17 protein-coding genes are annotated in these 21,371 nt (G+C 53.4%); 10 read left to right on the top strand and 7 right to left on the bottom strand.

Annotation, left to right across the window (positions count from 1 at the left end):
- The first annotated feature begins 215 nt into the window (after positions 1–215).
- The gene (locus KOR42_RS00300) at positions 216–629 is read left to right on the top strand and encodes a hypothetical protein (protein ID WP_146506640.1); all 414 of its coding nucleotides are present in this window, start codon (positions 216–218) and stop codon (positions 627–629) included.
- 209 nt (positions 630–838) lie between these two features.
- Here KOR42_RS00300 and KOR42_RS00295 read toward each other — a convergent pair whose 3' ends face one another.
- Both KOR42_RS00295 and KOR42_RS00290 read right to left on the bottom strand, forming a co-directional pair.
- On the bottom strand, positions 839–2,014 hold the full coding sequence (locus KOR42_RS00295) for an aminotransferase class I/II-fold pyridoxal phosphate-dependent enzyme (RefSeq protein WP_146506639.1): 1,176 nt from the start codon (positions 2,012–2,014) through the stop codon (positions 839–841).
- A gap of 2 nt (positions 2,015–2,016) precedes the next feature.
- Entirely contained in the window at positions 2,017–3,192 is a 1,176-nt protein-coding gene (locus KOR42_RS00290) for a M24 family metallopeptidase (protein ID WP_146506638.1), read from the bottom strand.
- A gap of 478 nt (positions 3,193–3,670) precedes the next feature.
- Between KOR42_RS00290 and KOR42_RS00285 the strand changes: the two genes are divergently transcribed.
- Together KOR42_RS00285 and KOR42_RS00280 are read left to right on the top strand one after the other, a co-directional pair.
- Positions 3,671–4,645 (top strand): type I phosphomannose isomerase catalytic subunit, encoded by a 975-nt coding sequence (locus KOR42_RS00285; protein WP_146506637.1) that lies wholly within the window; start codon positions 3,671–3,673, stop codon positions 4,643–4,645.
- A 511-nt stretch (positions 4,646–5,156) separates the two neighbouring features.
- Positions 5,157–5,465 carry a hypothetical protein gene (locus KOR42_RS00280; RefSeq protein ID WP_146506636.1) on the top strand — a complete coding sequence of 103 codons (309 nt, stop codon included), beginning with the start codon at positions 5,157–5,159 and terminating at the stop codon, positions 5,463–5,465.
- Between the two features lie 135 nt (positions 5,466–5,600).
- Here KOR42_RS00280 and KOR42_RS00275 read toward each other — a convergent pair whose 3' ends face one another.
- Positions 5,601–9,410 (bottom strand): hydantoinase B/oxoprolinase family protein, encoded by a 3,810-nt coding sequence (locus KOR42_RS00275; protein ID WP_390620857.1) that lies wholly within the window; start codon positions 9,408–9,410, stop codon positions 5,601–5,603.
- A gap of 185 nt (positions 9,411–9,595) precedes the next feature.
- On the opposite strand from KOR42_RS00275, the gene KOR42_RS00270 reads away from it, so the two are divergent.
- The gene (locus KOR42_RS00270; RefSeq protein WP_146506635.1) at positions 9,596–10,966 is read left to right on the top strand and encodes a Gfo/Idh/MocA family protein; all 1,371 of its coding nucleotides are present in this window, start codon (positions 9,596–9,598) and stop codon (positions 10,964–10,966) included.
- 203 nt (positions 10,967–11,169) lie between these two features.
- Positions 11,170–11,622 (top strand): hypothetical protein, encoded by a 453-nt coding sequence (locus KOR42_RS00265; protein WP_146506634.1) that lies wholly within the window; start codon positions 11,170–11,172, stop codon positions 11,620–11,622.
- A gap of 7 nt (positions 11,623–11,629) precedes the next feature.
- Here the strand turns inward: KOR42_RS00265 and KOR42_RS00260 are convergent, their stop codons facing one another.
- Positions 11,630–13,357 carry an RDD family protein gene (locus tag KOR42_RS00260; RefSeq protein ID WP_146506633.1) on the bottom strand — a complete coding sequence of 576 codons (1,728 nt, stop codon included), beginning with the start codon at positions 13,355–13,357 and terminating at the stop codon, positions 11,630–11,632.
- Between the two features lie 442 nt (positions 13,358–13,799).
- Here KOR42_RS00260 and KOR42_RS00255 point away from each other — a divergent pair, with 442 nt between their 5' ends.
- Positions 13,800–14,942, top strand: a complete 1,143-nt coding sequence (locus tag KOR42_RS00255; protein WP_146506632.1) for a hypothetical protein — start codon at positions 13,800–13,802, stop codon at positions 14,940–14,942.
- Between the two features lie 2 nt (positions 14,943–14,944).
- Here the strand turns inward: KOR42_RS00255 and KOR42_RS26370 are convergent, their stop codons facing one another.
- Positions 14,945–15,109, bottom strand: a complete 165-nt coding sequence (locus KOR42_RS26370; protein ID WP_197440722.1) for a hypothetical protein — start codon at positions 15,107–15,109, stop codon at positions 14,945–14,947.
- Here KOR42_RS26370 and KOR42_RS00250 point away from each other — a divergent pair.
- Complete coding sequence (locus KOR42_RS00250; protein ID WP_146506631.1) at positions 15,101–16,525, top strand: NAD-dependent malic enzyme; 1,425 nt, start codon at positions 15,101–15,103, stop codon at positions 16,523–16,525. The genes KOR42_RS26370 and KOR42_RS00250 overlap by 9 nt on opposite strands.
- Positions 16,526–16,950: 425 nt before the next feature.
- Here KOR42_RS00250 and KOR42_RS00245 read toward each other — a convergent pair whose 3' ends face one another.
- Positions 16,951–17,169: a hypothetical protein gene (locus tag KOR42_RS00245; protein WP_146506630.1), complete on the bottom strand. Its 219-nt coding sequence runs from the start codon at positions 17,167–17,169 to the stop codon at positions 16,951–16,953.
- 314 nt (positions 17,170–17,483) lie between these two features.
- Positions 17,484–19,172 (bottom strand): hypothetical protein, encoded by a 1,689-nt coding sequence (locus KOR42_RS00240; RefSeq protein WP_146506629.1) that lies wholly within the window; start codon positions 19,170–19,172, stop codon positions 17,484–17,486.
- A gap of 79 nt (positions 19,173–19,251) precedes the next feature.
- Between KOR42_RS00240 and KOR42_RS00235 the strand changes: the two genes are divergently transcribed.
- From KOR42_RS00235 to aroB, 3 genes are all read left to right on the top strand, one after another.
- A complete protein-coding gene (locus tag KOR42_RS00235; protein ID WP_146506628.1) occupies positions 19,252–19,458 on the top strand; it encodes a hypothetical protein in 207 nt (68 codons plus the stop codon).
- A 99-nt stretch (positions 19,459–19,557) separates the two neighbouring features.
- Positions 19,558–20,031 carry a hypothetical protein gene (locus KOR42_RS00230; RefSeq protein ID WP_146506627.1) on the top strand — a complete coding sequence of 158 codons (474 nt, stop codon included), beginning with the start codon at positions 19,558–19,560 and terminating at the stop codon, positions 20,029–20,031.
- A 181-nt stretch (positions 20,032–20,212) separates the two neighbouring features.
- Entirely contained in the window at positions 20,213–21,361 is a 1,149-nt protein-coding gene (gene aroB / locus KOR42_RS00225; RefSeq protein ID WP_146506626.1) for a 3-dehydroquinate synthase, read from the top strand.
- Positions 21,362–21,371: the final 10 nt, after the last annotated feature.

Here is a 21,371-nt window from a genome sequence, read left to right as displayed (position 1 = left end):
AAACTCTCCGGAAATCGCCGTTCTTTTCGTGTTCGAAACGGCATTTGGAGAAAATTCGGCCAATTCATCAATTTTGGCAGATGAGAAGCGATTCTCTCCTGAAACTGGGAGTCGAGGAATTCGGCTGCGACACGGGACTGAAGGCTTGAAATCGGCATCGAAATTCGTAACTCTTGGGCAATTCGCGTGACGTCATCTGGTAGAGAATTCGATCCATGGAACTTCTTCACTCACTTTGGGCTGTTGTCGTTGCTGTCGCCAATCTTTTGGTGGCACTCGTCATTTTCGTTGCTCCCTGGGTTCCTCTGCTGGCGTGGATCGCATTTTGGCTGTGTGCAGTCAACTGGCGACGGCTGTATCCCGTGCTGATGAAAGGTGGGATGATTGGCGTCGTGTTGATCGGCTTGATCGCTATGCTCGTCTGGTCAATGGTTTCCTTTCCCGATGGGGGAGTGCACCGTCTTTATGGGCTCGAAGTGAGCAACATGGTCGGCAAAATGGTTTACGTCACCAGTTTGACCGTGATTGCCTTTCTCTGCGGTTCCGTGCAACTGTCTGGCTGTTGTGATTCGATTTGCTGTTTCAACGACAAACAAGATCCAGCGCCCGAAGAAGCGGCTCAGCACTAGAGCAAGTTACTCTTTCCAGTGCACTCGCTTGAACTTTTTCATCAGGAAAAAGGCCAAGTTTGCTCGTGCGAGTGAGCGCAAACGAAAACAGAAAATGCTCGAAATCATCCTCCGCGTTTGCTTGGCCCTTCGACCGATCTTCGCGAAGAGAACTGCGGAGCTTTGCGTTTTTGCCGAATTGAGTGGACAGCGCTGAGGATCGATTTCTCTCAATCGAAGTCCTGTCGAATTCGTCTGAACGCAGCCAAGAGTGCGTCGATGCTTTCGTCGCCATGATCGAAGCTGAGGGAAATTCTTAAGCGAGCGCTCTGTCTCGGAACGGTGGGAGGTCGAATTCCCGCAACGAGAATACCCTCATCCTGAAGCGAACGAGTGAGTCTCAGGGTTTCGTCAGCTGACCCAACGATGACCGGGATGATGGGACCAACCACATCTTGGGGAACATCCCAGTTCATGTTTCGCAGCTGTTCGCGAACGTGTGTTGACGTTCGAAGAACCCACTCTCGACGTTCTGGTTCCGCAATTACAACGTCAATCGCTGCAGAGGCACCGGCACAATTGGGAATGGAAAGTCCGGTGGAGAACATGCCGGTCCGGGCAGTGTTCCAAAGCCAGTCGCACAGAGGCTGACTTCCGACGACAAATCCTCCCTGACTCCCGAGAGCTTTGCTCAAAGTTCCCACGCAGATGACTCGATCGGGGTTGAGTTCCGCCTCTTCGAGAAGTCCGCCGCCCGTTGGCCCGAAGACGCCGGTCGCGTGTGCTTCGTCAACAAGCAGCATGGCATTGAACGTTTCCGCCAACTCTCCCAATTCCTTGAGCGGAGCAATATCCCCGTCCATGCTGAAGTAAGAGTCGGTGATGATCAACTTCCGGCGATAACTCGCTGATTTCCTCAACTCGTCGTGCAGAAAATCAAAATCCCGATGTGGATAGATTCGCAGCTTCGCTTTCGAGTGGCGGGCTCCATCAACGAGGCTGGCGTGATTCAGTCGATCACAAAACACGACATCCTCATTCCCGACGCACGACGTGATCGCTCCAAAATTGGCGGCGAATCCGGTCGGAAACAAAATGGCTGCTTCTGTTTTTTTGAAGGCAGCGAGTTTTTGTTCCAGTTCGACGTGCCAGTTCGTTCGACCAGAGACAAGCGCGCTGGCTCTTGCCCCGACTCCGCTTTCAAGAGCCGAACGAGCAGCTGCGATCACTGAGGGATGCGACGCGAGTCCGAGGTAATCGTTTCCCGAAAAGTTCCACAGCCGCTTTCCGTCAATTTCGCATTGACCGCCCGAGATCGGAACCACTTCGCGAGCACGTCGGCGCAACGTCTTCTGATCGAGTCGCGTCAACTCCTCGTCGATCCAGTCATACGGTCCGGGAGTCATCGTTAGGTCAGTCGGATGTCGTGATTGCTCAGCCGACGATATCCCTCTTCTGTGATGAGATAGTTGTGCTCGATGCGCATCCCACCGATTCCCTCGACGTAGACTCCCGGTTCGAGCGTGACGACATCTCCGGCCCGCAAAGTGTCGGTCGAGTCGGGAACGAGAATCGGAGCTTCGGGATGGGCGAGACCGAGGCCATGCCCAGCATGATGTGTAAAGCAATCTTGTCGACCGGCTTCGACGTAGGGAGCGAATACCGCAGCATGGACATCGCTCGCTTTCGCTCCTGCTTTCAAAGTGTTTTCGCCCGCAGCCATCCCGGCGAGACAGATCTTGTGGAGTTCAACAACTTCAGCGCTCGGTTCGCCGACCGAAACGGTATTCGTAAAGTCGCTTCGGTATCCGTCGAGCACGACTGAATAGTCGAGAACGAAGAGGTCGCCTTGTTCCAGAGTTCGTCCGGGACCTTTGGGGAGACCTCCGGTTTTCGGTTCAGATGCGAAATTGGCCCGAAAGTCGCCGTACACCAGACCGGGACGATTGGCGGCTTCGATCGCTGCGTACTGGACTTCGCGATAGACGTCGAGTTCCGTCACTCCTTCGCGAACGACTTCAAACAGTCTGGCCTGTCCCGCTTCGCCAGCTCGCATGCACTCTTCCATCAGAGCGATTTCATCCGGCTCTTTGGTTCTTCGGAGATCGCGCAAGATCGTCCCGAGGTCAATCAAATCGGAGTCCCCAGCTTCCTGTTCGGCCGACGAAAGAAACGTTGTCGACTTCAGGGCTTGAGCGGCCCCCAATGGAAGCCACTCTGCTTCGACGAGTCCGGTTTGAGAATTCAAATCGGCTGTTGCTTCAGTGAGAGCTTGCAGCAGCGCGTGATCTCGGTTGATGACGGAATGTTTGTGATCGTACCAGGGAAAAACGACTTCCCGGTCGACGTACGGATCGTGAACGGCTGATCGAATGGCGAAATTGTCACCGATCAACGACGTCTTGCCTCCGCGTTCCAGAAGCAACAGCCCGCGTTCTCCTCCGGAAAAGCTGAGTGGCTGGACCCAGAAATTGGACAAATACTGAACATGACGGGGATCAGCGACCAGCAGCCAGTCGATTTCGGAGGGGATTCTTTCCCACAAACGGTTTTGGCGGGTCAGGCATCCTTCTTGGGTCAGCATGGGTCAATGTTCCGTTGGAGGCTTCTAAATCGAATTCTCGCGAATTCACGCGAGCAAACTCATCAACGTCTCTCTCAAACTGCCCGTTCGTGTCGGGAGGATGAGGGACTTGCGGTCGAGATTCAGACGAGCGGACTCGTCGCTTGCCCGGATTGTAACGTCCTTCAAACCCCGTGAAAATCGCTCTGCCGAACAGCATTTCTGTTCTTGTTTGAGTTGCGACATTTCCTGATATTTGCGTCACTCGATGGACTCACCCACCTGACAATCGCTACTCTCCTCCGCACTCTCTAAGAGTTTCGCATCAAAGTCCTCAATCGTGACCGAAGTGTCTTGAGGATTCGTGCATTTGAACTGCACTCCGGGTTGTGGAATGTCTCGCCTTAAAGAAGAATTGTCACGCAGATGCTGACCAACTCTTTTGAGACTCAGCGACTGTTCGAATCCACCTGCCCCAACACACCAACCGCTTGACCGAATGCAGCCTCTCCGATTTCATCCGATTTTCAAACGAGCGGTCTGGGGAGGGCGTCGACTGGGCTCTGAGTTCGGAAAGCCGATCGGCTCCGGAGACGATTACGCTGAAAGCTGGGAAATTTCGGACCTTCCGGAATTCGAAAGCCGGATCAAGGGCGGAGAGTTCGACGGCGAGTCATTCCATCAAATGATGGTCACTCATCGAAAACAGGTCCTTGGCAGACACGCCGATCGAGACCGTTTCCCGATCCTCGTCAAATTCCTCGATGCGAATCATCCTCTTTCCGTTCAGGTCCACCCCGGACATCGACCGACAAGCTCGACGCACGCGAGTGGTGAGAGTAAAGCGGAACTCTGGATCGTGCTTGACGCTGTCGCGGGAAGTCAGGTCTGTGCGGGCCTCAAAGATGGAGTCGACCGACGCCAGTTGGAAGAGGCGGTCGCGAACCAGACGATTTCAGACTGTCTTCACACCTTCGACGTTCATCCGGGAGATTATCTGTTTCTCCCGCCGGGAACGGTTCACAGCCTCGGCGAAGGAGTTCTCATCGCTGAAGTTCAGCAGTCGTGTGATGTCACTTATCGTCTTCACGACTGGAACCGGATGGGGTCGGACGGAAAACCTCGCGAGCTGCATATCCCGCAAGCATTGGATTCAATCAACTATTCTCTCGGGCCAGTGCGTCCACTTGTGACGACTCCGCGTGAGTCGGGGCCGTTTCAGGAAGTTCTTATCGACAACGAATATTTTGCGGTCCACCGTTTGTCCGGGCCTGCGACAACAGAAGTCCCGTGTGATGATCGAGCCCACGTTCTCACGCTTCTCTCCGGGACAGCTCGCATTTTGAGCGAAGACGTTCATCCAATGAACTGGGCAGACACGATTCTTCTTCCGGCAGAACGATCGACGACACACATCGAACTCACAACGGATGCTGTGCTCATCGATGCGTTTCTCGGAGACCGCTCCACGTAAGCTGCGAGTTCGTGTTGCGAACGTGTTGTTGAAACGATGAGAGTCGCAGAAGCGGGCGGGGTCTGCACCGATCTGTTCGTCGTTGAGTCATCAGCATGACGACGCAAGTCGCGGGAATGACACACTTTGCGAACAGTGTCCCCTTCGCATGGATCGGTCAAAAGTCTATTGCTCGTAACAGCTTGACGAAATTGTTCGCGCGAAATGCGTTCTCGGTTCACGAGTTGCGAATTGAGTTTCTTCGAACCGGCCAAAACTGCCGAAGCACTTTTTGAAGTGATCCGAATACTTCTCGTTCGTCTGTTTTCCTGAAACGCGGATCGAGTCCGGATCAATTTTCGAACGCGTTCAAGAAACCTCTTCACTTCTGGTTTACAGCGATTCTCTTGAGGAGTCGAAGCGTTCCTTGAATGTGAAGAGTTCAGGAGAGTGCCCCGGCAAATGCAGCATGCATTATGCATCTGCAAACGATTTGGCTTCCCGTCCGGAACTTCGACAATGGAGCGTTAGAATGAAAACTAAACTTCTCGCAATTGCTGCAGTGGCTGGCTTGTCTTGCCTGTTCCTCTCTGAAACCGCAGAGGCTGGGGGAAGCTGTTACGGTCCCAGCTATGGCTATGGACGGTCTTATGGGGGAGGCGGCTACTATCGCAGTCCTAGCTATCGCAACTACGACCGCTATTACGGATACAGCTACAACCGTGATCGCCATCACCACCACCATCATCACGACTACTATCGCGGTCATTCGAATCGCGGCTACGGATACGGTCCAAGCTTTGGAGTGCGAACTCCCAGCTTCGGTCTGTACATCCGCTAGTGGAAACATGTGATCGATAAAGCATCGCTCGGAACGGTCTTCGCGAATCGCAGATGATCGAAGAAGAAGATGCCCGAACGATTGACCGCAACGTTGACTCTTCCACAGGCTCACTTATGAGGAAACGGATGTTCCTCATAAGTGAGTCTGTTTTGCGTCACCCCATCCTCCCCCTCCGGGAGTGAGAATCATTAGCTTGTCGCCCGCTTCCACTTGAAGATGAACACACCCGTCGAGCTTGATCGTCTCTCCTGACGCACGCGTTAATCGGTTCTCGCCTGCCAGACCACTGGCTCCTCCATTCAAGCCATATGGCAAGAACTCTCCGCGTCGTTGAGTAAGCAGCGATACCTTCAGAGGTCGCTCAAAGACCAGTGTCCGTGAGATCCCATCTCCGCCTCGAAACTTTCCGGAACCGCCCGAGCCTTTCCGAATCGAGAACTGTTCGACTCTCACGGGATACCGATGCTCAATCACTTCGACATCTGTCAGCCGGGTGTTGGTCATATGGGAATGAACAGCATCGGCCCCGTTTCCAGTCGGCGTGGCACCCACTCCTCCGCAGATCGTTTCGTAATATCCGAAGCTCTCGTCACCGAACGTCAGGTTGTTCATCGTCCCCTGACTTGCAGCAGCCTGATCTAAGGCCCCGAGTAAGACATCAACAACCCGTTGAGACGTTTCCACGTTTCCGCCCACAATCGCGGCACATTGTTTCGGATCGGAGTAGCTGGGAGGATTCAAAAGAGACTCCGGCAGAACGATTTTCAGCGGCATCAACACGCCTTCGTTCAGCGGGATCGATTCATTGATCAGGCACCGAAAGACATACATGCACGCTGCCGTCACGATCGCACGATTCGCGTTCAAGTTCGAGTCGAGAACGGGATCGGTCCCCGTGAAATCGATCGTCGCTGTCTCTCCAGCAATCGTGATTTTCACTGCGATTTTCGCTCCGTTGTCGAGGTGATCGGCGAAGTCATACTCTCCGTCGGCCAGCTGATGCAGAGCACGTCGCATTTTCTTTGCTGCCAGATCCTGAATATGCTGCATGTACGTCAACACAACATCCTGCCCAGCTTCGTGAATCATCTCTAACAAGAGTTTCTCACCGGTACGATTGGCTGCGACCTGTGCCTGAAGATCCGCGAGGTTGTCTTCCGGGCTTCTCGATGGAAACTCGCCGGACGAGAGTCGTCTTCGCAATTCCTCTTCACGAGAGAGACCGCCCTCGACCAACTTGAATGGCCGAATGAGGACTCCTTCTTCGTGCAACGATTTCGAGAAAGGCGGCATGCTGCCGGGAGTCATTCCCCCAATTTCTGCATGGTGTGCGCGGCTGGCTGTGAAGAACAGCAATTGACCGTTTGTTTGATCATGGACGGGCGTAATCACCGTGACGTCGGGAAGATGCGAACCGCCGGAGTAAGGATCGTTCGTGACGACAACATCCCCCGGAGCGAGTTCCTGAAACTCGTTCATGACCGCGCGAACGGTTTCTCCCATAGCTCCGAGATGCACCGGAATGTGCGGAGCGTTGACGACAAGTTGTCCCTTGGCATCGAAGATCGCACAGCTGAAGTCGAGTCTCTCTTTCACGTTTGTCGAGATGGACGTTTTTTGCAGCGTCGCTCCCATCTGCTCGGCGATCGAGGCAAACTGATGATTGAAGACTTCGAGACGAATCGGGTCCGGTGGAGCTTCTGCGTTTGCAGATTCGATCGCTCTCGCTTCCACGTGCTCGGTTCCAGAAATGAGGCAAGATCCATCCTCGAGCAATCGCCCACGAAACCCAGGTTCGACCCAGGTCGTCGCTCCCAGATCACAGAGAATGGCTGGCCCTTCAAATTCGTCGCCAGCTGCGAAATTTTCGCGATGATAGACCGGAACGTTGAGCGTCGTTCCCTGGTGCCAGACTTGAGTCTGCGAAACACGCTTTTCAGGGGCGGACGCTTGAACGCTTCTCTCGGAAAGGGAAGCCCGACGAGTTTCTCCAACGACTTCGACTTCAATCGCGACGACTTCGAGGTCGCGGTCTTCATGGACATAACCGTATGTTTGCTGATGCAGCGTTTGGAATGCGTCTCGAACAGATTGATTTTCCGAATCACGGACAGCGAGTGTCGATTCTCCTCCTGCGTACCGAAGATGAAACCAATTCTCAGCCGGTGGAATCTCGTTTTCTGAGATGCCTTCTTCCCGGATTTCTCGCTTCAATTCATTGACGAGATCGTCGAACTCAACAGAGAGCGAAGTCAGCAACTCGGGAGTCAGTCGTTTCAACACGGAACGCCGTCCCCGTTTTCTGATGTCGGCCAGCCCCATTCCGTAGGCGCTGAGGATCCCGCAAAAAGGGTGAATCAAGATCGACTCAATTCCCAGAGATCGGGAAATGGCACAAGCATGCAAGCCTCCCGCACCTCCGAAGCTGACCATCAAGTGTGCCCCCGGATGAAAGCCGCGTTGCACAGAGACCTTTCGAATCGCTCGGGCCATTGTTTCGTTTGCGATATCGACAAAGCCCTGCGCCAACTCTCTCAACGAGTAGCTTGTCCCGAGGGAATTTTTGAGCTGATCGCACAAGGTTTGAAGCTGCGATTCGATGGCGTTTCGGTCGAGAGGAAACGGAAATTCTTCGGGTCGGACCCGTCCCAAGACGACGTTCATGTCCGTAATCGTCAACGGGCCGCCGCGACCATAACAGGCCGGTCCGGGATTCGCTCCGGCGCTGTCCGGTCCGACGCGCAATTGAAGCCCATCGAAATGGCAGATGCTGCCTCCTCCCGCAGCGACGGTCTCAATGGCGAGTGTTGGAGAAGCGATTCGCACTCCCGCTTTGACCGTTTCGGCTTCCATCTCAAAGGTTCCGCCGAACCGGCTGACGTCAGTGCTTGTGCCGCCCATGTCGAAGCCAATGGACCGCGCGAATCCGGCGTCGGAGCTGATTCGAGAATACGCAACCACTCCTCCCGCAGGTCCGGAGAGTAGGCTGTCTTTCCCGGTAAACTTAAGGCCCTCGACAAGCCCCCCTTGCGAAGTCATCAACTTCATATCCGATCCGGGAGCCAGTGAACTTCGGATCCGTTCGACATACGATCGAAGTACCGGATTCAGGTAAGCATCGAGGACGGTCGTTTCCGCTCGCGGCACAATTTTGATTGTCGGCGAAACCGCATGCGAAAGACTGACTTCAGAAAATCCCAATTCACACGCGAGTGAACCCAGTTGCAATTCGTGGTCAGGATTTCGATACGAGTGCAACAGAGCGATCGCGATAGACTCCGTTCCGTTAGATCGGAGTTGTTCGAGTTGCTTTCGTGCTGCTTCGAGGTCGAGTGCTTTGAGAACTTTTCCTTCCGCGTTGATCCGTTCGTCGATTTCAATGACGGCACGAAAGAGAGGAGACGGTTTCTCGATGTTCAAAGCGAAGAGTTCCGGACGATCCTGATTTCCGATCAACAGCAGGTCACTGAACCCGTTCGTGATCAGCAGTGCAGTGTTCGCTCCCTTCCGCTCAAGCAGCGCGTTTGTCCCGCGTGTTGTTCCCATTCGAAGAGTGATGGGCGGAAGTTCTTTGTGGAGGGGTAACTCCAAAATTTGTCGAATGCAGATGACAGGCGCTTCAAGTCCGCAAGTCAACTCGTAGCGATGCCCCGCGGAAGCCTCTTCAGGAAATGGATCAGCGAGGAGGAAACTTCCGTCGCTTGCCGAGAACGATTCAATTTTCGATTGGAAAAACTGCTCGCCGCGTGCGTTAAACAGAGAGAAATTCCATCCGATCCAGAAATCCGATGGGTCGGAACATCGAGTGCGATCGCTGAACTGATTGCCTTGGATCGAGTCAATCTGCCCCTTGATGGCTCCCGAGCTGAGAGTCTTGTGGGTCCGTAAAATTCCGTCCGGAGACCGGGCGACACAATCGGTGAACGTTCCCCCAACATCGATCCAGAACTGCCAACCGCTCAACGACTTTCCCCGTGACTTTCTCAAGACTCCTGGTCAGGACGAATACGAACCCCTGTGGATTCGCTGTCCCCCATGGAGATTGCTTTGCACATCGTCGAAGAATATGCGAAAGTGCCTCTCCCACCAATCAACTTCCACCGATTCCTTTTCGGAGTTTTATGAAAATGACCGATCGCGCTTCGTCACCACTTTCCCGCCGAGAACTGTTGAAGACTTCCACCAAAGCGGCCGCTGCAACTGCCGTCGCCAGCATGGTCCTGCCCAAAGCTTACGCTGCTGAAGACAACACGATTCAGATTGCTCTGGTCGGCTGCGGAGGACGAGGAACAGGCGCCGCAGACAACGCTTTGTCTGTCCAAAACGGAAATCTCAAACTGGTTGCGATGGCGGACGTTTTTGAAGGTCGTCAATCGACAAGCTACAACGCTTTGTCCGGAAAACACGGCGACAAAGTCGATGTTCCGGAAGAGCGTCGTCATATCGGATTCGAAGCTTACAAAGCCGCCATGGACCAGTTGCGTCCGGGAGACATTGTCATCCTGACGACCCCACCGGGATTCCGCTGGGTCCACTACACATACGCGATTGAAAAGGGTTTGAACGTCTTCATGGAGAAGCCGGTCACCGTTGACGGTCCGAGTTCCCGCAAGATGCTCGCTCTGAACGAGAAAGCCAAGGAAAAGAACCTCAAGGTCGGCGTCGGATTGATGTGCCGCCACTGTGAGGCCCGGGGTGAGTTGTTCGATCGAATTCAGAACGGCGAAATCGGCGACTTGATTCTGATGCGTGCGTATCGAATGGTCGGTCCAACCGGTTCAGCGTTCGCTCCGCCCAATGATGGCTCGCTGAGCGAAGTCATGTATCAGATCAAGAACTTTCACGGGTTCCTTTGGGCGAGTGGAGGAGCTTACAGCGACTTCCTGATTCACAACATCGACGAAACATGCTGGATGAAAAACGCCTGGCCTGTTGAAGCTCAAGCGTCCGGTGGACGTAACTATCGCGGGAAATTCGTCGACCAGAACTTCGACACGTATTCCGTCGAATACACCTTCGCCGACGGCAGCAAGTTCTTCCTGGAAGGCCGCAATATGGTCGGTTGCCATCAGGAATTCGCCAGCTATGCCCAAGGAAGCAAAGGTTCAGCGATTATTTCAACGTCCTCTCACTTCCCAGCCCGTTCACGGATTTTCAAGGGCCAGAAGATGGACAAGGACAATCAAGTCTGGGCATTTGGACGCAAGGAAGTCACTCCTTACCAGCTCGAATGGGATCACTTGATCTCCGCGATCCGAAACGATCAGCCTTACAATGAAGTTCAACGCGGAGTCGAAGCGAGTGTTGTCACTTCCATGGGACGAATGGCTGCACACACTGGCCAGATCGTGACCTTCGATGACATGTTGAACTGCGAACACGAGTTTGCACCAACCATCGACAGCCTCACCGTCGATGGTCCTGCTCCACTCGTTGCCGGTGCGAATGGCAAATATCCAATTCCTCTCCCAGGAATTATCAAGTCTTCGGAATATTAATCACGAGTTCTGAGTGCAATTCGAATCGCAGAACGCCACTGGAAACCATTCGATTCTGATCACTTCTCTGCACTCGCCCGAACTCGTTTCAGACGATGAAAGCTGCTCGACGTCCAAGCGTCGGGCAGCTTATTTTTTGGGTGCATGTTATTTGTGCGAGTACATGAAGACCGATTCGAAGAACACGTTGAAGGGAACGATCGATGGACAAACCGGAATTTGATGTCGCCGAAGCGCACCGCTGGTTCGCGATTGAATGCAACAACCGAGCATGGGATCTTGTTGAGTCGGAATCCCGAAGCGAAGAGGAACGAGAAGAATTGTTGATGACTGCTTCGAGTGCTGCCTGGCATTGGAAGCAGATCGGAAAGCCGCTGAATAATCTGCGTGCACAGGTTCTATTAGCCACCGCCGCAATCGTTGCGGACGATGAATCACAAGCTCGAAGATCGGTAGCGAACTGTTTGCAGTTGCTGACCGAAATCGATGACGTTCCGGATTTCGACTTGGCGTGCACTCACGCGGTCAGTGCTGCCTCGGCCCGAATGGACGGGAATCTCGACGAGTCGAAACAGCACTTCGTACAATTCGACAAACTCGCTGCGAAGCTGGACGAAGAGTCTCAAAAACTGCTGTCGAGTTTGTATCGAAAATGATGGCGAGTTAGCGGTCACCCTTCCAGACAACTTTCGACTTCGTCAGCAGGTCGTGCGGAGCCCGCTTCTGAGACTGGAAAGCGGTCAACAGAAACGGAATTCCTCCGAGGATCTGGAAGCAGAGCCGCAGAGCCCACTTCTTGGTGGCTTGCTTGAAGTCCATTTTCTTGTTGTCTTCAGTGATCACCATCAGTCCGAACGCGTCTTTGCCCATTGTGCTTTTCAGCTCAGAGCCTTCCTGAATCGTCCAGTACATCCAGTTCATATACAGGAACCAGATGATTCCCATGATCGGCAACATCGCTTTGTTGAAGAGCATGATGAGAATCGTCGCCCCGTTGAGAACCTGACCGATCAACATCGCTCGCTTGTCCGCAGTCACGATAAATGACGCCAGCGGGTAAAGAAGGTTGTCGATGGTGTGAGAAAGATACCGCACCCAGAAGGTTGCAGGAGTTCCTGTCTTCATTCGCTCAATCGTATCGATGAGCGAGGAGTAGTAGTATCCCAGGCATCCATTGGCTCGCATGATAAACACCGCAGGAAAGGCTGCGATGTAGCCGATGGGAGCGATGAGCAGAAATGCAGCGCTGATATTCAGAGGGACAAGAATCAGCGTGTAGATCATCGAATCGGAATCCGCGTTCATACCGATCGTGTCGATCGTCCACTGGGTGATATTCTTTGTGATGTTGTTGACGACGGAGCTGTTAAACGGATTGATGTCCTGAATGAGATAGAAAATTCCCACAGCGACAAGAACGGCCGGGATCGCGACGATGAACGCTACGATGTGAAAATAAATCACGCCGGGGAATGCCTTCGTGAAATCCTTAAGCAGTTCCCACAGAATCCAACCCTTGTACTTGTATTTGGCGGTCATGTGGATCATCGCCAGTGGCAAGAGCACCAACGGAATGACCCCAATCAACAGAATGGCTATTCCCACAAACACCGGATTTTCGGGGTTTGAGGCAAACATCGCGATCCCTGCGAGGATCAGGAGCGGAGTCACCGGACCCATGACGATTCCGGGCCACACCAGCGCGCGAATTCCGGAAGCGATGGAAGCAAACAGGTCGAAGTGAATTCGATCCGACTGAAATTTATTTCTGAGGCGGGTGTCTCCGATAATTCGCAATCCGAGAATCCAGAACCAACCCGGCAAACCCAGGAAGGAAAGGACTGTCATGGAAATCCAGAAGACTTTGGGAGGCATCTGCTCCTGAATGTAGATGAATCCCATAAACCCGCAGAGCATGGTCAACACGCCAAACAGCGTCCAGGCTCCACCGGTTCGAATCGCGAGTCCCCATTCTTTCTTGAGAAAGCTCCCCGACTCTGACCAGACCGCTTTGAAGAACAGGTTTGGGTCAGGCCCTTTTCTCGCTCGCTTCTTCTGTTCTTTCCGGTCCATTTGACCGGTTTCGACGTTCATTCCGCACGATCGGCAAACCGGATCGTCTTCATCCATGTCTGCGGCGCAGTATGGACAAATCTGATTTTCCCGGTCTTCGAGTGCGTAGTCGTCGATGTCTCCAAAACCGAACGGATCACTTGCCGAGGGTTTCGAGGCTGTCTTTTTCGGAGCCCGTTTGGGCTGCGATTTGCCTCCTGACTTCCCGGCAGGAACTTTGATTTTGGTCTGACACTTCGGACAGGCGATTGTCTTGCCTAGTGCCTTTTCCGGGATGTTGAGAACTTTTTCGCAACTACGGCAACGGATCTTCGGCATCGATGGGCTCCGGCAATTCCTGCACGGGAGGAGTCAAAATGGGATGACTGACGTTTGATTCTCTCTGAACTCAGTTGGCACCATTCCCATCCATCCGAGGTAAAGACAGCTCCGCGCCGGAAGTCGTTTCGCTTCGCGGTCGGTGAAATCAACGAAATTCGGACGAAATCAGGGACGGCAACGAGGAGTTCACTGCATCACACTTTGTAACGCAAGTCCAATCACTCTAGCAACTTCCTGAGAAATTGCACCCGGGGCGGAAACTTCATGACCAGTTAAAACGATTGTTCGGCAAAGTCGGGGAACATCTGGAATTTTCTCTTCCGTCCGATTGCTGATGTTGTTGGCAGAAATTGAGCCCACACAAGAGATCTTGACCCGAATCTATCACTCATCGAGACTTGCGGTTTTCGCGCATCAGCATCTCGAGAAGGATTCCGTGATGGCTGCCACCATTCCAAAGACTCTTGTGAAAATAGCCGCATTCGTGATCGCGATTTTCGTGCTCGCTTCAATGTCTCTAGCTCAACAGTTCCCCTCCGGGGTGATTGTCCTGAAGAATGGACAGGTCTTCGCCGGCGTGATCGGCGAGGTTCCGGGAGGTTATGGAGTTCAGATGAACGGGGCGTTTCATGTGGTTCCAGCCCCGCAAATTGATGTTGTGGCTGCGTCGCTGCAGGATGCGTATCGCGTGAAAAGGGCCAGGGTTCCGAATCCGACGGTCGAGGACCACATGATCCTCGCTCGGTGGTGTCTGATGCATGGGCTCCTCGAGGAAGCACAATCCGAAGTTGCTCGTGCGAGAATTCTCGATCCACTCAGAGAGGACTCGCGAGAGATGCTTTCCAACGTCGATCAGCAGATCGCCGACAGATCAAAGAAGCCATCGAAACCGAAAATCATTCAGACGGGCGACGGGTTCGTCGAACTCGATGAACGTTCGACAGCAGGATTGTTTCGGGAAACACATCAGGGGTTTATCCGCAAGGTTCAGCCGCTTCTGTTGAACAAATGTGGAAATGCCCATTGTCACGGAGAAGCTTCTCCGACCGAATTCAAGCTGACGACAATTCGCTCGCGAGGAACAGCTGGTAATCGGCTGCAAAATCATGCGAATTTGCTGACGGTCATCGATCAGATCGATTACGACAATCCGCAAGCGAGCCCACTTCTCAACGCTCCGACAGGTCTTGATGCGAAACATCCGGCTGTCTTAGCTGGCAGCAATAACAAGCTTCTGATCAGTCTTCGTCAATGGGTGTTCGAAGTCGTCCAGTCCGGGGAGATCGACCGCAAGAAACTCGCTGCCCAGGCTGACCCAGTTGCGAATCAACCGCGATTTCTGCTTTTCGGACCGCAAGCCCAGCAAGCCAACCATGAAGCTGTCGTTTCCGATGAAGAACCGCGACTGCTGCCGCAACCTCTTCAAGCGTCGGAAATCGGCTCTCAACGCGAGGTCGAACAGACTTCTGCAACGAAGAAATCAATGTCGGCCGATCCGTTCGATCCGGAGATCTTCAATCGACGCGTTCATGGAGCACCGGCTCGCGTTCTGAAAGACGCGAAATCTTCCAAGAGTCCGTAGCTTCAAAACTTCCGATTGTTGTTCGATTCGGTCGCGATCAACCGGGCGAATTCGTAGACTGTCACGCCGCTCACCAATTCTGTCATTCGCGACATCGTGCCGGTCACGCTCAAGTCAGATGAAACCGTCACATAGATTCCGCTCGGTCGAGGTACGTCATGAGTCATTACAGCCCCGCTTACAGCATCACGGTCCGCCTTCGTTACTTTGACGTTCCGGGTGCTCTCGGCAAAATCACATCTGCGATCGGAGACGCAGGCGGCTACATTGGTGCCGTGGACATCGTGAACAGCCTCGACGGAACTCTGGTTCGCGACATCACCGTGCAAGCCACCGATGTAGAGCATGGGGAACGCATCGTCGAAAAGATCAACACTCTCGATGGAGTGGAAGTCTCCAACGTTTCGGACCGAACGTTTCTGATGCATCTCGGCGGAAAGATCGAGGTGGTTTCCAAGGTGCCAGTTAAGACTCGTGACGACTTGTCGATGGCCTACACTCCCGGCGTCGCTCGAGTTTGCAAAGCAATTGAAGCGGATCCGGATGCGTCATTTAACCTGACGATCCGTCGTAACACCGTTGCTGTTGTCAGCGACGGGTCAGCAGTTCTCGGGTTGGGAAACATTGGCCCGCTTGCAGCTATGCCCGTCATGGAAGGGAAGGCGCTTCTCTTCAAGGAGTTTGGAGGAGTCGACGCATTTCCGATCTGCCTGCAGACTCAGGATGTTGAAGAAATCATTCAAACCGTGAAGCATTTGGCTCCAACATTCGGCGGAATCAATCTCGAAGACATCTCTTCCCCACGGTGCGTCGAAATTGAGGAACGTCTTCAGGAAGAAATCGACATCCCTGTCTTTCATGATGATCAGCACGGGACAGCTGTTGTCGTTCTTGCCGCACTGAAGAATGCACTGAAAGTCGTCAAGAAGTCGATGGATGAGATCGAAGTCGTCATCAATGGTGCAGGAGCTGCTGGGGTTGCGATTGCCAAACTGCTGACCTCTGTGGGTGTTGCGAACATGGTTGTCTGTGACAGCAAGGGAGCGATTTCACGCGGGCGGACTGAATATGTGAATCCTCTGAAAGTCTGGCTGGCGGAACATACGAATCCGCAAAACCGAGCGGGATCACTTTCTGAAGTTATTCGGGGGGCAGACCTTTTCGTCGGAGTTTCTGTTGCCGGAGCACTTCAGACTTCTGATGTGGAAGCCATGGCGGACGACGCGATTGTGTTTGCTCTCGCCAACCCTGATCCCGAGATCTTGCCGGAGCATGCTTCCGCGAATGTCAAAGTGATGGCGACCGGCCGCTCAGATTATCCGAACCAGATCAACAACGTCCTTTGCTTTCCGGGTCTCTTCCGAGGGCTTCTGGATGTTCGCGCTCGAAACATCAACGAAGAAATTAAGATCGCCGCAGCTGACGCAATTGCGAGTGTGATTTCCGAATCAGATCTGCACCCGGACTACATTATCCCGAGTGTCTTTGATCGCCGGGTCTCGACCGCCGTCGCTGAACAGGTTTCGAAAGTTGCCGTCGAAACCGGAGTGGCTCGACGGGGAAAACCAACTCCGCAAGCATGATCACTCCAATGCGGAGAATGTGATTGGACGAGTTTTCCCGAGCCCGCTTCGATGAATCCAACATCGCGGCGACGATGTGTTGAAGAGTGAAATTGAAGAGAGCGGACAAAGAGAAATCTTTGTCCGCTCTTTCTTTGTCACTCTTCATGTTGCACAAAGGGCATGCACAGACGTTGTTCACAGGCGTCGTGCATAGACGTCAATGTTCCCGAAAGACTCGTGGAGTGAATCTCGCAATGATCGGCCGTTCGAGTCACGCGAGACTCTGCTCGTTCTCACTCGACCAGCGTTCACTTGGCCAAGTCTCACTGAATCGATGCGTTCAGAGTCTTTTCTGATTGAGATCGCACTCACTCGCACGAGCGGACTCAGCATTTCGTCTGATGAGACAGCCCAAGCGAGTTCACAGGAAAGAGCAACTTGCTCTAGCGTCGGCGTTTTTGTGCAGCCTTGAGACCTTTCGCGACAAGGTCCATTGCTTCAGCTGGGGAATAGTCTTCAAGGGCATCGAAAAAGCATGCGAGAACGCGTTTTGTTTCAGCCGCATTGATCTGCGTTTTCGCAGTGTCTGCCTTGCGTGAGACCTGATCGTACAGGTCGGTCAGAGTCGGAGCCTTCTTTGCGGAAGCTGCTTTCTTCGCCATTAGTCTTTTCCTTCATGGAGACGCGCCGCGGTTCTCCTGTTCCAACGCCATGCGACTTCTCTTCGGCCATCCACTCATGAGGATGCTCAATGAGACAGGAAAACTTTCACGGCTGGGGTTCGACGAATTCGAACCATAACAGACCGATGAGTGATCTCACACCCTGCGGCTGTTCACGAAGCTTGAGCGGCGAACAACAAGAGTAATTTTTGGTGCATGAACTCTTCGCAATCAGCAAAAAAACGGGACAGCCTTCGAGTGATGGCTGCCCCGGTGATTGACTCGTGAAGCAATGCTTCAAACTACGAGAAGTCTTAGAACTGCTGGCCAGCTGCCAATGGTGCAAACAACATGACGAGCTTGGCGATGTTCTGCATCTGAGCGACTGGCAAGTCCGTTCGACAACGGGCAGAACGTCCTTCCGCTGCCAGTGCGGTCCCGATGTATGATTGAGTGAGATAGAGGTTGTCGATCGTCTGAACATCAAACGGCATTGGTGGCAAACCTTCGACTGTGGAGACAGCTTTCAGGATTCCGGCCGTTCCGCTGGCCACGTCGACAAAGAGGATCGCATTAACCTCTTCCATCAGGTTCGCTCGATTCTCAGCAAGACCGTTTTCCCGTCCCGACTGATAGTTCTTCAAGAACTGTTCCGCTCCCTCTTTGCCTCCACCCATGATGGAAAGATAGGCATTGTCGAGATACACGACGCGGGATTGAATTCCCTCCGAGCCGAACATGACTTTCTGGAACTGCTCCTGCATTTCGATTCCGGGTTGTGACGGATCGTATTCCTGGACGATCTTAATGACATCAGCTGTGTAATCGCCGAAGGTTTCGCCATCTTCATCGATCGTCGATGTTTGAGTGACTCCCGGGAATTCGATGTCGCTCATGGCGACAATGCTCTCACGCATGTACGTCTTGAATTTGTCCATCGGCTCTGCGTGACCGATACCGGTCGCCTGAATCATTCCGTCGGAAGCGTCACCGATCGTCACGCTGGCTGCCATGGAACCCATTTCCACGTCGTCGAGTTGCTCAATGACAGCATCGATTTTCTCGCGAGATTCTGGGTCTTCCGACATTCCCGCACTGAGGCCAACTCCCCAGCGAGTCAAATCTTTCACGCCGTTGTTCAGCCCGTAGTACGCTGCTGCGCCTTTGGGAAGTTTTGAGAGTTCAGCGATCGGGGACGTTGGAAGGTCTTCGAGGAACTTGGCTGAGTCTGTTCCGCTTCGGAATTCAGCGAGTTCTTCAAATCGGATTCCTTTCTGATCGACCGATACGGCGATCGAAAGTGCGTCTGCATCTCTCACGGCCTGGAAGAAGGATTCGACCATCGTTCCGTACATCTCAATGACGGGGCCGATGTTGACTCCGGAGTTCTGAGGAATCGCGAAACGCAGATTGTTGAGTTGTTCGAGAACCTCTTCGTAACCAGTTTCAATCTCCTCAGAATAGACCTGAGTCAGATGGTTGGCGTTGACGAAGATTCCCAACTCGCCCTGGGCAAGGACTTTCGCGATGGGTTCCGCCATCGCTGCATGAATCGAGTCATCGCCAGTGGCTGGTTCGGGCAAATCGCCTTTGTCGGTGTAGAAGACCCAGTCGCCTTCAACTCGGGTTTGCATAGTGTCACCCAGTGCTCCGACCAGATCGCCTGTTTCAATTGCAGGAATCGCGAAGACAACCAGCGGCTCGGCACGTCCCTGTGAGTGAACGGTTATGTACCAGCTTCGGGTCATGTCGACACCGGTCAGGGTCCGGTTCGAAATCGCTCGGCCGAGATTCTCAACAACAGCAGCCCGCGCCATCTCTCCCAATCCCGGCTGAACGGCGTCAACGAGAGCGACGACGCTCTCAACCGTTTTGTCCGGTTCATTCAGACGGAGGACGATGTCTACGTCTTTGGAGAAGTAGGTGAGGGGGGCGTCCTGAGCAGCAGCTCCGATGGAGAGGCTGAGGACAAAAACGGGAATGAATCTCAGTGTTCGCAACATATGATCAATTCTTTGCAAGAGAATGAGAACTGACTGAGAGAACTCACAGCCAGAATGGGTTCGAACGGGGGATCATCAGATGGATGAAATTTCCATCAAAACTTTACTGTCAGCAGCCGCTTCGGTGTTGGATGACTTTGCAATTCAACAAGAGAATGGCCTGACAGAAACGTTGTTCCTACCGTTGTCGCCTGAACAGTCCAATAAGTCAACTGGAGCTTTGGAACGGTCCCAAGATTCTGTTCAAACGAGTTCTGTGCTGCTTTGGATCGAAATTTATGGTTGATCCGCGCAAATTTTTATACTTTTTGTTGCTCGCCCAGAGGTCCCATTTTACCATGGAGCGACAATTGAAGTGATGATCACAAACCCCTAAGGAAATCCAATGTCACGATTCTTGTTTGGATTGGCATGCACGGCCCTCTGCATGTCAGCAATGTCGATGTCTGCCAGTGAAGCTTACGCGGGCGGTGGGTTCTTCTCTGCCTATGGATTCAACGGGGGTGGCTGCTATTCCACTTACCAGTCGTACTCCGCCGTCGACTACGCTCCTTATTCCTACAACTACAACCCCGTGAACTACGCTTTTGCCCCATACGCTGGTGGATGCAATACAGCTCCCATTTCCAGTGGACCCTGTGAAACCTGTGCTCCGGCTCCGACTTGCTCCTCGCACTGTACCTCTTACTGTCCGGGAACATTCGGAAAGCATCACAAGGGATGTGGATATCGCAACGGATGCGGCTACGGCCACGGATGTGGGCTTCTCGGACCACTTTGCCCGTTCAAACGAGCGAGTTATTCTGATTGTGGGACTTGCGGCAGCTTCGGTTACTCGGGCGGATGCTGCGGCTGGTAGTTTTCACTGGAAAAACGATTTGCCAGCGGCTATGATCGGAACACGTTGATCCAAAGGCTGTGATGTTGTGGAGCGCTCCCAAACATTGCAGCCTTTTTTTCTTGCGCTCAACGCGACACAATCAGCGTGTTGCGTGGTCTCTCGCAAATCAAACACCCCCCAGGATGTAGAGGAATGTACGGTGTCCGCAGGCAGTGAACAGAACGAGTCCCAGAATGTCCACGTTCGCTTGGGAGACCGCAGCTACGATATCGTCATCGGAAAAGGAATTCTGCCGCAGGTCGAGGAACTGGTTTCGACTTGGCTTCGTCTTGATTCTTCCACCAAGGGGACGCGCACCGTTCTGATTGTGACGGACTCGAACGTTGCGGAATGGGCGAATCGGGTTCAAGGTTCGTTCGATGCGTCCGGCTGGAAGACTCGGGTCTTTGAATTCGCCGCAGGTGAAAGTTCGAAGAAGATCTCAACGATCATCGAGGCTTGGGATGCCCTTGTCGACTTTCAGGCGGATCGCCGAACTGTTGTGATCTCCGTCGGTGGGGGTGTTGTTGGAGACGCGGGCGGGTTCATTGCTGCCACTTACGCTCGCGGAATTCCATTCATTCAGATTCCGACGACGCTGCTGGCCACCGTCGACAGTGCAGTCGGCGGGAAAGTCGGGATCAATCATCCGAAAGCGAAGAACCTGATCGGGGCTTTTCATCAGCCCTGTGGAGTAGTGATCGATACGGAAACACTCAACACTCTTCCGGATCGAGAGTACCGTTCCGGATTGGCGGAAGTGGTTAAATACGGTGTCATTCTCGATGAAGATTTCTTTTCCTACCTCGAACAGAATGTTCACTCGCTCAATGAACGAGCACCTCATGTTCTCAGAATGGCCATCGCTCGAAGCTGTGAGCTGAAAGCCAAAGTCGTGGAAGAGGACGAATTCGAAACAACCGGGTTGAGGGCCATTCTCAACTACGGGCACACGTTCGCCCACGCATTCGAGGCTCTCGCTGGCTATGGGGAACTCCTTCACGGCGAAGCGGTTTCCATCGGAATGGTTTACGCAAGTCGCCTCGCTGAGAAGTGTGGACGCACCGAACAGCCGGAGACCGAAAAACAAGTTCGGCTTCTCGAATCGCTCGATTTGCCGACGAATCTCTCCTCTCCCGAGTCGATCAAAATGTCGGACGTGCTCGACAGGATGCGGCTGGACAAGAAGACCGTTGGGGGCCGTTTGCGATTCATTCTCCCAACGCGGATTGGGCACGTTGAACTCATTGACGATGTCGATGAAGCGCACGTCATTGAAACGCTTCGGGAGGGAGGCCTTTCGGAGTAAACGGATTGCG

Source organism: Thalassoglobus neptunius (assembly GCF_007859735.1).
Lineage (GTDB): Bacteria > Planctomycetota > Planctomycetia > Planctomycetales > Planctomycetaceae > Thalassoglobus > Thalassoglobus neptunius.
This window is presented reverse-complemented; position numbering and strand designations above follow the sequence as displayed.